Here is a 12934-nt window from a genome sequence, read left to right on the forward strand (position 1 = left end):
ACGTCCCACGTTATCTCCTCGTCACGGTGCTCTGCTCCGGGACGACAAGCAAGCAGCTCCGCTGCAAATAAATATCTACGCGTACACCGCTTCTATTCTATTTGTAGTCTGTCTTCCCGACCGGAAACCCCGACTGTTTTTCTCGGTCGGGGTTGTAGTGGAGGGATCTATTTGACAAAGACTTTATTGCCCGATTACCTTCATTTGAAAAAAATTTTCTCTAGGTTCATATTCAATTTCTCACCATTCATTCAAATCCCTCTCTCCTTTTAAATTTTGTAAAATTGATGATTAAAAAGACAAAACCACTTTTACATCACCTTTAAAAAGTATATACAAACCGATTTTTTTTACTCAAAATTAGACCTTTTTATCCAAGTTGTTTTCTGTAGGTTTAAAGCATTTAAATATACTTTCATCGGTTGGAAAAGCGCTTTTATTGTTGCATGTATATGTATTGTATATCTTGCTTACACAAGTTGATTTTTTTAGAATGGAACAACGATTTGTTTACCAATCTGTTTCAGCGCATTTCTTAACGGAATGTTAATAGTTAATTAATAAGGAATCTATGAAATCAAAAATTACAGTAATCTGTCTCACAGTTTTGGGCTTCATATTTAGTTTTGCCACACCCATCATGGCACAGTCTGATAATGTAGTTGTAGAAGAGGGTGAAGACGGATGGAGGCTACTAGTCGATGACGAGCCATTAATGATAAATGGAATGAACTGGGACTACTTTCCCAGGGGAACCAACTTTAATTACAGCCTTTGGAATCAATCACCTGATTTTATTAAGCAGGCTCTGGATTATGAAATGGCCCTGCTAAAAAACATGGGCGTGAATGCCATACGTGTATACACCGGAATACCAAAGAGATGGATCACGTATATATATGAGAATTACGGCATCTACACGATGCTCAACCACTCATTCGGGCGTTATGGATTAACTATTGATGGAGCTTGGGCGCCGAATACGGAATATTCCGACCCAAGAGTTCGCGAGCTTTTACTTAGAGAAGTAACTCAGCTTGCAGAAGAGTACAAAGACACCCCGGGGCTGCTTCTCTTTTTACTGGGAAATGAAAATAACTACGGTTTATTCTGGGGCGGAGCTGAAACTGAAGATATTCCTTTTCAAGACCGAGTTTCAACAGAGCGCGCAAGACATATGTATTCGCTGTTTAACGAAGCAGCTGTTGAGATGAAAGCTATTGACGACAGCCGGCCTATTGCCATGGCCAATGGTGATCTTTTATTTATGGAGTTGATTTCCGAATTAGTGCCCGATATGGACATATTTGGCACCAACACCTATCGGGGAATGACTTTCACCGACCTGTATGAAAGAGTCCAGAATGAGTATGGAAAACCTGTTCTGCTTACAGAGTTTGGCTCAGACAGATTTAATGCACGAACGCTTCAGGAAGCGCAGGGACCACAGGCAGAATATCTATTGAGTAACTGGAAAGAGATTTACAGGAATGCAGCCGGTTTGGGCGGCAGCGATAATTCTATCGGTGGATTTACTTTTCAGTTCAGCGATGGATGGTGGAAATTCGGCCAGACAGAAGGGCTCGACACTCACGATACCAACGCTTCCTGGGAAAATGGCGGGTACGAATTTGACCATGTTGAGGGAGAAAACAATATGAACGAAGAGTGGTTCGGTATCATGGCTAAAGGCCCAACCGATCTTTCAGGATATTATGAGCTCTACCCGAGAGCAGCATACTATGTACTGAAAGAAGTGCATGAGTTCGAACCATACGATATGGGAGTTGGAACCGAAGAGCTTGAAAATCATTTTGATGATATTACTATAATAGATGGCGTTCTGCGGGCCAGTGCCGGAGGCGGATCAGGAGGTGGCGGTTCCGATCTTATTTCGCTTAGCCGATTTACTGCAATGTTCGAAACCTTCAATACGGGCGGCAGCCTAATCACTACACCGGACGAAGCGGACCCAAGTGAGGTTCGATATCCGGATGAACTGGGGTTTGATCACATGCAATCTTACTTAATTGGTGTGGAAGCAAATCCGTCACCAAACATGAGAGCCGAAGTGGTTGCGAATGTTTTGGGTAATGTTGCTGAAAACCCGATTGATGAAATCTTCTACGAAAACCGCGGACGAGCAGTAGAACTACTGGGGCAAAACGGTAATGTAAATGCAGAATCACTGAACCGGGTTGATATCTACAGTGCCAGCTATTCCTGGAATGATGAATATTTCAATCTGGATGGATTTTACCGTACCGGACATTATCACTGGGGATATGAAGGAGATTTCTTTGGACTATACCCGGAAGCAAATTACGGAGACCAGATCTTTATCTATAACGGTGAGGCTCCATTTGGATTCGAAGCCGAAGGAAAGAAAATATTTGATGGAGCAAAGCTTGCTTTTGGTCCGCAATTGTGGTGGGGAGCGAACCCGGCTGTACTTTTTAAATACTCAAAAGATATAGGCCAGACATCTGTAACAGGTATCTTTCATGAGGACCTTGAGCGACAGGGTTTAACCGGAAGTTCTTTTGCGATTCCTCAACCCAAAACAAGACGCGTAACACTTTACGCCAGTCGTAACATTGGTGGCTTTGATGTTGAACTGGGCGGTATCTGGGCCGGTCAACCTCTGAATGGACGCGAGTTTCAGCTTGCACGTGAACAGGAAGATGGCAGCTACAATGTATATGTAGACGAGATTAAACCGGAAGATAACTGGGGTGGTAAATTAAAACTTTCCTATATGGGAGGCCGTTTCAACTGGTATGCACAGTCTGCGATTATGGGCTTGGTTGCAAATGGTGGAGCAGACCAAACCATGACCTTTACAGGATGGAGACTTAAAGACAGCGGCAGTGGAAACCAATATAATTTCCTTTCCGGATTCACTTACATGCTTGGAAACATTCAGGTAGCACCCAACTTTATGTGGCAAAAACCGATTGAGGGTCCCGTGCCTTCCGGTGTTGATGCTCCAGCAAGACCGCGTAATATCCTTGATGATCCATTTGTAGTAAGAGCCAACCGGGAACAGGTAGCCGGTGAACTTCTGCTTACATATGATCCGACTCCCGGAACCTACATGTATGAGTGGGACAACGATATGGCAGAAGATGCCCGTTTAGCAGTGAGTCTTGGTTTCGTATACAGATACCTGCCAACAACACAGGATGCGGCTATTGGTATTTTACCGGATGGCAGAACATTCTTCCCGTTTCCCGGTGCCCCACCCGCACCAGATGAAAATCTATTCGGACTAAATGGACTCTGGGAAATAAATGCACGAATTGTCTCTAAAGTAAACAGAGATTTGGGTATCATAGCTAACCTTTACGGTGGAGAAGCTCAGGCAAATGGCAGCGATCCAAGACTGGTAACCCGTTTTGGCGGCGACTTGAGGATGATCTATAAAAACATCAAAGTCAGTTCTCACGTAAAAGTGAACGACTGGGGTCCCTACGATTATCACAGAGATTTCAACTTAACATTTCCTCTACAGTTAATGGGAGACATCTCTACAGACTTGGGAAGACCGGACTGGTTTAACCTGCCATCTACCAGAATTGGTGTAAGAGGCACATGGAGGTCACTGGATGATTACTCACCTCGCTATGCGCCAACGTATATGATGAACCCAAGCGGGGAACTTGTACCCGATCCAACAGCTCCCGGTTTCGACAACGGTAGTGAGTGGGAGTTCAGAACATACATTCAAATTGATATTACAAACTAATAAAGAGGCAAAAACATGAAATTTTTGGAATTAAAAAGTACCCAACTTACGATACTGGCAGGCCTGCTGCTCATGTTCTTTGCACAGGGCTGTGAGCGAAGCGTTGACGGCCTGGAAGAACCGGAATTTCCGGCTAACCCCGATGTGTTTATTGACGGCTTCAGTTCCGGACTTGAATACTATCCTTACGAAGATTCAAGACAGGATGCATTCAGCGTGGATGGTGACGATACCCATGACAATACCGCTGCATCAATGCGTTTTGACGTGCCAAACGTGGGTGACCCTGCCGGATCCTATGCCGGTGCAATTTTCAGGGATGATAACGGAGGAAGAAATTTAACTTCCTTTAATGCACTTACGTTTTATGCAAAAGGAACGAGAGCAGGCACAATTAATAGCATTGGTTTTGGCCAGGACTTCTTCGGTAATAAATATGAAGTAGAACGGGCTAATCTTAAGCTTACCACAAACTGGGAAAAGTACGTTATACCTATCCCCGACCCGTCCGTTCTGACTTCAGAGCAAGGTATGTTTTGGTATGCTGAAGGTCCTGAAGACGGAGATGGATACTCTTTTTGGGTGGATGAGCTCAAATATGAAAATCTTCCCGGTCTGGCCCAGGCACGGCCTGCAATTATGAATGGAAACGAAGAGACTCAAACCAGTTTTATTGGTTCAGGAACATCGGTTACCGGGCTCACATTTACCATTAATAAGGCAAACGGAGTTGATGTAACCGTTGGCGCTGCACCGGCCTACTATACATTTAATTCATCCGATACAGGTGTAGCCACTGTAGATGAAAATGGTCAAGTTAACGTTGTTGGGCAGGGTACTGCTGAAATTACAGCAACGTTAGGTGATCTGAATGCATTTGGTGCACTCATTATTGAATCAATAGGCAATTTCACACCGGCCCCTACCCCCACAGAAAACCCCAATGATGTAATCTCTATCTTTAGTGATGCCTATGATAATGAACCCGTTGATTTCTACAACGGTTTTTATGCACCATTTCAAACCACCACTTCAAGCGACTTTACAGTGGATGGCAACAGTGTGCTGGGTTATGAGAACTTCAACTTTGTAGGTATCGAGTTCAACCAGAACGTACCGACAATCGATGGAAGCGAGATGAACTTCCTAAGTATGGATGTCTTCTTCCCTGATCCAGTTCCGAATAACTCTACATTACGGTTGAATCTAGTAGACTTCGGTGCAGATGATTCGTTCGGTGGCGGTGATGATATAACTGTTGCTACCAGTGTTAGCAACCCTACATTGGTATCCGGTGAGTGGATCAGAATTGATCTGGATATTTCAGGTATGGCTAGCAAGTCAAATCTTGGTCAGATTATATTAGACAGCGACCTGGGCCCCGGATTAGCGGGTGAAACCTTTTACGTCGACAATATTTACCTGCGTAAATAGCGGGTAAATACAACTCGATTTTTAATAAAAAAAATAAATTACATAGAAGTAAAGCATGAAAACATCATTTAAATCTCTTCTCTGCCTGGGTTTCTTTGCCCTTATTCTTTCAGGTTGTGGCACGGAAAGCGAACCTGAGGAAGAAATAAACAGAGAAATCATTTGGCAGGATGAATTTGATGTGAACGGGTCTGTCGACTCCGATAACTGGTCTTTCGACATCGGAACCGGTGTGGAGATATTCGGGCAGCCCGGCTGGGGAAACAATGAGCAGCAGTATTACACCGACCGGTCTGAAAATATCCGGGTTGAAGATGGAATGCTGCTTATTACCGCAAGAGAAGAGTCGTTCGAGGGCTCTTCTTACACATCAGCAAAAATCCTGACAAGAGGTTTATTTGAAAAAACCTTTGGCCGTTTCGAGGCACGCATTCAGCTTCCTTTTGGTCAGGGTATCTGGCCGGCATTCTGGCTGCTTGGCGACGATTCTGACGGTACGGTGATCTGGCCGCAAATTGGTGAAATCGATATCATGGAATATCGCGGTCAGCAGCCTACGGTTATCCATGGAAGCGTTCATGGACCGGGTTACTCAGGCGGCAGCGCAGTTACGGATACGTATACATTATCAAATGGAAGATTTGATACAGAATTTCATGTTTTTGCGATCGAATGGGGACCTGATTTCATAAGGTATTATGTAGACGATACTCTTTACAATGAAATTACCCCGGATGATGCGAACGGAGAATGGGTGTTCAATGACAATACATTTTACATCATTCTGAATGTAGCGGTTGGCGGAACATTTGTCGGCCCTCCATCATCTCTAACACCTTTTCCACAAACTATGATGGTGGACTATGTGCGAGTCTATGACTTAGAAAATTAAATCAATTGAATCCATCTGATGGAATACTCAGATGGATTTCTTAACCTGAGTTTGATTATCAGAATATTAATTTAGATATAAGAAACCCCTTGATTTCAAGGAGGGAAACATCTTTAATATGGTATTAGAATCGGACTCAGGTTCTTACATATTTTTGAAAATTTAAAAATTAAAAGCAGAGCATTGGCAAAATCCATTTCAGTAGAAAATTTTGACGGTGATAAATGGTTCAAAATCAGTAATTATGATCGGCTTCGCCCATTTTTTATGAGCGTTGTTAGCGATTCAAACCATTGGATGTTTATTTCCAGTAACGGTGGGCTTACCGCGGGACGAAAAAATTCGGAATATGCCCTCTTTCCCTACTACACCGATGATAAAATCACAGACTTAGCTGACACCACCGGGAGCAAGACAATCATTCAGATTAAGGAAAAAGAGAAAACCCTGCTCTGGGAACCCTTTTCCGATCGTTTTGCAGACAACTATTCCATCAGCCGAAATATCTATAAAAACCGACTCGGCAATAAAATCCTTTTTGAGGAGATCAATCACGACCTGAACCTGACATTCAGATATCAGTGGAATTCAAGCAATCAATATGGATTTGTGAGAAAGTCTGAATTGATCAATCACTCAGAGCGGGACTACTCCCTATCTTTTATAGACGGTATACAGAATGTTCTTCCCTATGGAGTTGAAAGCGACATGCAGCGCGCATCCAGTAACCTTGCCGACGCTTACAAAAGAACGGAATTGGTACAGAATTCGGGATTGGCCATTTTTGCACTGAGCGCCATCATTGTGGATAAGGCAGAACCGAGTGAAGCACTGAAAGCGAATGTAGCCTGGTCTCAAGGACTTGAAAATCCAAATTACCTGTTATCATCCCTTCAGCTAAGTAAGTTCAGAAACCGGGAGGAGATCCATGAAGAGCAGGATGTAAAAGGTGAGAAAGGCGCATACTTCCTTCACGCCGATATAGAATTATCGGCAAGCAAATCCATGGAGTGGAAAATTGTTGCGAATGTTAATCAGAATCAGTCGCAGGTAGTTGAGCTGAACAAGGCGATTCAGCAGGATCAATCGCTAAACGAGAAACTTGAAAAAGATGTAGAAAAAGGAACTGAAAAGCTCCTTCTGCTTACCGGAAGTGCCGACGGACTCCAGAAAACATCAGATAATCTTAAAGATGCCCGACACTATTCCAATGTGCTTGTTTAACATCATGCGCGGCGGTATTTTTGATGACAACTACAACATCGAGAAGAATGATTTTGTCTCTTACCTGAAGAGTGCCAATCAGGAAGTTTTTGACAGAAATAAAGACTTTATCAATAGTCTGGACGAGGTATTTAAAAGCACAGAACTGTATCGTCAGCTTGAAGAAACGGACGATCAGGATCTGTTGCGACTGTCTAAAGAGTATCTGCCGCTGAAGTTCAGCCGAAGGCATGGAGACCCCAGCCGTCCGTGGAATCAGTTTTCAATCAACACGCACAGCGAACTGGATGGATCCAAGATTCTGGATTATGAAGGAAACTGGCGCGATATTTTCCAAAACTGGGAAGCACTGGTTCACTCCTACCCCGGATTTATTGAAGGAATGATTTTCAAATTCCTGAATGCCACTACGTTTGACGGTTACAATCCATACAGGGTAACCAAAGGCGGATTTGACTGGGAAACCATCGATCCGGACGATGCGTGGTCATACATCGGCTATTGGGGAGACCACCAGATTATTTACCTGCTGAAGTTTCTGGAGTTTTACAGAAACCTTCAACCAGATGCACTCGAGCAGCTTTTCAACAAAGAGTGTTTCACCTATGCCAATGTTCCCTATCGGATTAAATCCTACGAGCAGATCGCAAAAGATCCGAAAAACACCATCGATTTTGATGAAAAATTAGATCAAAAAATCCGTGAAAAAGTTGAAAAAATTGGTGCCGACGGTGCACTGCTTCAGAGTAAACAGAGCGACATTCACCGGGTAAACTTTATCGAGAAGATTCTGGCAACGGTTCTTGCCAAGATGTCCAACTTTATTCCTGAAGGCGGCATCTGGATGAACACCCAGCGTCCCGAGTGGAATGATGCCAATAATGCCCTGGTAGGAAACGGGGTCTCAATGGTAACACTTTACTACCTGAGACGGTTTTTAAAATTCTTTGAAGACACCCTCTCAGAATCAGAAACTGACGAGTTGGTTATCTCGGAAGAGCTCAATCTCTTTTTCGCTCAAATTTCAGACACGCTTCAGCAGCATCAGGACTTGCTAAGCCGGCGTTTTGATGATGAACACAGAAAGGATGTAACCGATGCTTTGGGAACGGCGGGAAGTAATTACAGAAATCAGATCTATAACAACGGATTTAGCGGAGAAAAAGAGACGTTAAAAATCGCAGATATCTCAGAGTTCCTGAGTACTGCCCTCTCCTATCTGGAACACTCCATTGAAGCCAACCGGAGAGACGACCGGCTGTACCACGCGTACAATGTGATGAGCATGAACGCTGACGGGGTTTCACTTTCCCGACTGGATGAAATGCTGGAAGGCCAGGTTGCCGTTCTCAGCTCAGGATATTTGAGCCCGAAAGAATCTGCTGATGTAATGGACGCTCTTCGAAACAGTTCTCTTTATCGGGAGGATCAGAACAGCTACATACTCTATCCAAACGAGGATCTGCCCGGATTTTTGGAAAAGAATAACGTCCCTGAAAATCTGGTTGAGAAATCCGAACTGCTCAAGAAGATGATTGCAGACGGTAACCGGCAAATTATCAACAAGGATGTAGAAGGCACGTATCATTTCAACGGAAATTTCAGAAATGCCGGAGATCTGAGCAAAGCCCTCCGCAATCTGGAGTCAAAGGCTTATCAAGAACTGGCAGAAAAAGAGTTTGACCTGCTGCTTCAAATTTTTGAAGAGGTATTTAACCATAAAGCATTCACCGGAAGATCGGGCACCTTCTTCGCCTTTGAAGGATTGGGCTCCATCTACTGGCATATGGTTTCCAAACTCTATCTGGCCGTGGTGGAGGTAACCCTGGATGCTTATCAAAAAGACGCGGATAGTTCTGTTCTCAATCGTCTGAAAAACCATTTTTACGAAGTTGGCGACGGTATTGGAATTCATAAGTCTCCGGAAGAATACGGGGCATTCCCAACAGATCCCTACTCACATACGCCGTTCCACAGAGGTGCACAGCAGCCCGGTATGACCGGTCAGGTGAAGGAAGACATTCTTGTTCGGATCGGTGAGCTGGGAGTGTTTATAAAAGATGGAATACTGTCGTTCAATCCGCATCTTCTTAAAAAAGATGAGTTACTCGAAGAGGCGACTGAATTTGAGTACGTGAATGTACGAAAAGAGGATAGAAAACTGACCCTTCAGCCGAACTCCCTCTCATTTACATTTTGCCAGGTACCGGTTGTTTACCGACAAGCCGAAGGAGATAAAATCAAAGTAGAACTGACTAACGGGGAAACCAGGGAATTTAGCAGCCTGAACCTGGATAAGAATATCAGTGAAAAGGTATTTAATCGCACCGGTGAAATCGAGCAGATCACTGTTGATTTGAAAAGTGACCGACTCACATAGACTAACTGTACTAATCAAGGAAAATAATGAAAACATTACGCTTACTGCTGTTAGCACTTATCATACCTCTGCTTATGAATTCCTGCAATGGTTCAACAAATCAAGATCCTGCTCAGTCAGGGGAATCTTCCGTAACGGCCCAAGAAATTCTTGGAAATCCGGATTATCCCGCTATTTCATATAGCGGCTACCGGGGCATTTCGCGAGATATCCAGCCTACTATTCCCGAGCTAAAAGAAGACATGAAAATTCTTTCGGCAATGGGAATAAAAATTGTTCGAACATACAATCTCTACCTCGATGCGGTTCCCAATCTGCTGCGGGCAATCAGTGAATTGAAAGAGGAAGACCCGAATTTTGAAATGTATGTGATGATGGGCGCCTGGATCGACGCAAAAAACGCATGGACAGATGAGCCGGAACGCATCCGTGATGAAGATCACCCGCGTAATCCCGAAGAGATTGAAAGAGCCGCAAACTATGCAAGCCAATACCCCGATATTGTTAAAGTAATTGCCGTTGGCAACGAGGCCATGGTACACTGGCAGGAGGAGTACTACGTAGAACCGGGCATTATTTTGAAATGGGTTAAGAACCTGCAGGAGCGGAAAGAAAACGGAGAATTACCCAAAGATTTATGGATAACCAGCTCGGATAACTTTGCCTCTTGGGGCGGTGGCAGTGAGGAGTATCACAAAGAAGACCTTAATGAACTTATCCGGACGGTAGACTACATCTCGATGCACACATACCCCATGCATGACACGCACTACAATCCCGATTTCTGGGGTGTGCCAGAAGATGAAGAGAACCTTTCTGATATGGAAAAAATTGATGCTGCACTTGATCGATCGCTCGAATATGCCGTTTCGCAGTATCAGAGCGTGGTCGATTACATGAAAAGCCTGGGTGTAGACAAAGAGGTTCATATCGGCGAAACCGGCTGGGCAACCGTATCTAACGGGTATTATGGCCCGGATGGCTCCCGGGCAACTGACGAATATAAAATGAAGATGTTCCACGACATGATTCGAGAGTGGTCTGAGGAAAATGAGGTATCCGTCTTTTACTTTGAAGCATTCGATGAAAAATGGAAAGATGCTGCAAATCAGCTCGGCTCAGAAAATCATTTTGGACTGATCAACCTGCAGTCAGAAGCAAAATATGTGCTTTGGGATGAGGTTGATGCCGGTGTATTTGACGGCTTAACCCGCGATGGAATGCCTATCACAAAAACATACAACGGTGATTTGGATGCTCTGATGGAAGATGTTAAGGTACCGCCAACGGATCAGGAAATACAGGAAAGATTACAATCACAAAGCACGGACTGATATGAAACATACAGCCATAGCCACACTTGTAACGATACTTTTATTCACCCTCTTGAGCTGTGATATGAGTAATGATGAGATGAACGTACAAATATTTGAAACGTCTGAAAGTGGAAATCAACTCACCGAGCTGCAGGAGTTTGAAGAAGCGGAAAACCGTGTTGCGGTTACAATCAACCCTGAGGAAACATTTCAGGAGATTACCGGATTTGGCGGTTCCTTTACGGAAGCATCGGCATATTTGCTGAATGAACTGAGTAACGAGAACCGAATGAAAGTTTTGGAAGCCTATTTCGGTGAAGACGGCGCAAGGTATTCTCTAACGAGAAAGCATATGAACTCCAGTGATTTCTCCCTCTCCAATTACTCCTATGCTCCGGTTGCAGGTGATGTTAACCTGGAGCACTTCTCAATAGATGAAGACCGGGATGACATGATTCCTATGATCAAGGACGCGATGGAAATATCGAAGGACGGTTTTAAGATTATAGCATCCCCCTGGACGGCCCCGCCCTGGATGAAAGACAACAACGACTGGGAAGGCGGTAAACTGCTCCCCGAATACTATGATACATGGGCACTTTTCTTTTCCAAATACCTGGATGCCTACAGGGAAGAGGGAATTGATATCTGGGCTTTTACCGTAGAGAATGAACCTCTGGGGAACGACAGCAACTGGGAGAGCATGCATTTCACACCGGAAGAGCAGAATGAATTTGTCAAAAACCATCTGGGTCCTCGATTGGAACAGGACGAACAGGATGTGAAAATATTCGGGTATGATCAAAATCGTGACGCTGAACTAATTGAATGGGTGGATGCCATGTACGACGATCCCGAAGTTGCCAAATATTACGATGGAACAGCCGTGCACTGGTATGGAAGCACATACCACTACTTTCCTGAAGAACTTCAGTACGCTCATAATAAAGCTCCGAACAAGCATTTGATTCAAACGGAAGCAACGGTTGACGCGGAAGTTCCGGCATGGAAAGACGACGCATGGTACTGGTCTAAGGAAGCAACGGATTGGGGCTGGGACTGGGCGCCTGAAGATCGAAAACATCTTCACCCAAAGTATGTGCCTGTATTCAGATATGCCCGGGATATCATTGGAACACTAAACAACTGGGTTGACGGCTGGGTTGACTGGAACATGGTTTTGAATCGCCAAGGTGGTCCAAACTGGGCCGAAAACTGGTGTGCTGCTCCTGTTATTGTAGATCCCGATTTGGATGAAGTTTACTTCACTCCTCTCTACTACACCATGGCTCATTTCAGCAGATACATCAGGCCGGGAGCGGTAAGAATTGGCCATCAGCACACTGATGAAGATCTGATGGTAACGGCCGCTCAAAATCCGGACGGAACCATTGCTGTTGTTCTGTTCAATCCTGAAGAAAATTCAAAAAGCATCACCTTAAACCTGAATGGAAAATCGACTGAATTTTCAATCAGTGGAAAAGCCATTCAAACTGTAATTATTCCAGTGTAGAATTAATGAACTACCTCGGGGCAGAGCCCACGAGGTATCAACTTAAAATCTAAAATATGTTGATGAAGAATGTACTTATTGAGGAGTGTCCCCCTTCGAAGGGGGCAATGGGGGATGATCAATTGTGCCTAAGAATCAACTCCTGGTCCATTGATTATGATTACGTTGGTCATCCCCCTGCTCTCCCGACAGCTGTCGGGATCGCCTTCTGCTCCGCCAGCTGGCGGAGGGACTTTATCCTAAATTCCGACCCAGAGGGTCGGGGAATTAGACCACCTTTGATTAAACAAACGCAAGCCAATTAAACATATACACTAACTATACTGTAATAGCAGATAATACACCCATTGGGCAAAAAAAACCTTCAAAATACCGGGCAAAACTAATCAGACGATGATTATCGCATCCCATAAATGATCTTTCTAAA

The 12934-nt window shown here is 44.2% G+C and carries 7 protein-coding genes; all 7 read left to right on the plus strand.

The window, feature by feature from the left end:
- Positions 1–571 precede the first annotated feature (571 nt).
- Complete coding sequence (locus tag U5K35_RS15265; protein ID WP_322572364.1) at positions 572–3748, plus strand: glycoside hydrolase family 2 TIM barrel-domain containing protein; 3177 nt, start codon at positions 572–574, stop codon at positions 3746–3748.
- Between the two features lie 15 nt (positions 3749–3763).
- A complete protein-coding gene (locus U5K35_RS15270; RefSeq protein ID WP_322572365.1) occupies positions 3764–5182 on the plus strand; it encodes an Ig-like domain-containing protein in 1419 nt (472 codons plus the stop codon).
- Between the two features lie 55 nt (positions 5183–5237).
- Positions 5238–6074 carry a glycoside hydrolase family 16 protein gene (locus U5K35_RS15275; RefSeq protein ID WP_322572366.1) on the plus strand — a complete coding sequence of 279 codons (837 nt, stop codon included), beginning with the start codon at positions 5238–5240 and terminating at the stop codon, positions 6072–6074.
- Positions 6075–6257: 183 nt separating this feature from the next.
- Positions 6258–7298: a hypothetical protein gene (locus U5K35_RS15280; protein WP_322572367.1), complete on the plus strand. Its 1041-nt coding sequence runs from the start codon at positions 6258–6260 to the stop codon at positions 7296–7298.
- Positions 7267–9678, plus strand: a complete 2412-nt coding sequence (locus U5K35_RS15285) for a hypothetical protein (RefSeq protein ID WP_322572368.1) — start codon at positions 7267–7269, stop codon at positions 9676–9678. The genes U5K35_RS15280 and U5K35_RS15285 overlap by 32 nt, the downstream gene beginning before the upstream one ends.
- Positions 9679–9704: 26 nt before the next feature.
- Positions 9705–11012, plus strand: coding sequence for a glycosyl hydrolase family 17 (locus U5K35_RS15290; protein WP_322572369.1), 1308 nt, complete (start codon positions 9705–9707; stop codon positions 11010–11012).
- A gap of 1 nt (position 11013) precedes the next feature.
- Complete coding sequence (locus U5K35_RS15295; RefSeq protein WP_322572370.1) at positions 11014–12507, plus strand: glycoside hydrolase family 30 protein; 1494 nt, start codon at positions 11014–11016, stop codon at positions 12505–12507.
- Positions 12508–12934 lie beyond the last annotated feature (427 nt).

Origin of the sequence: Rhodohalobacter sp. (assembly GCF_034521535.1) — a bacterium.
In the GTDB taxonomy this organism is placed as follows: domain Bacteria; phylum Bacteroidota; class Rhodothermia; order Balneolales; family Balneolaceae; genus Rhodohalobacter.

What these genes read in the sequence shown, in the direction of transcription:
- U5K35_RS15265 (WP_322572364.1), top strand. Translation starts at nt 572, where the DNA reads ATGAAATCAAAAATTACAGTAATCTGTCTCACAGTTTTGGGCTTCATA.
- U5K35_RS15295 (WP_322572370.1), top strand. Translation starts at nt 11,014, where the DNA reads ATGAAACATACAGCCATAGCCACACTTGTAACGATACTTTTATTCACC.
- U5K35_RS15270 (WP_322572365.1), top strand. Translation starts at nt 3,764, where the DNA reads ATGAAATTTTTGGAATTAAAAAGTACCCAACTTACGATACTGGCAGGC.
- U5K35_RS15285 (WP_322572368.1), top strand. Translation starts at nt 7,267, where the DNA reads ATGCCCGACACTATTCCAATGTGCTTGTTTAACATCATGCGCGGCGGT.
- U5K35_RS15275 (WP_322572366.1), top strand. Translation starts at nt 5,238, where the DNA reads ATGAAAACATCATTTAAATCTCTTCTCTGCCTGGGTTTCTTTGCCCTT.
- U5K35_RS15290 (WP_322572369.1), top strand. Translation starts at nt 9,705, where the DNA reads ATGAAAACATTACGCTTACTGCTGTTAGCACTTATCATACCTCTGCTT.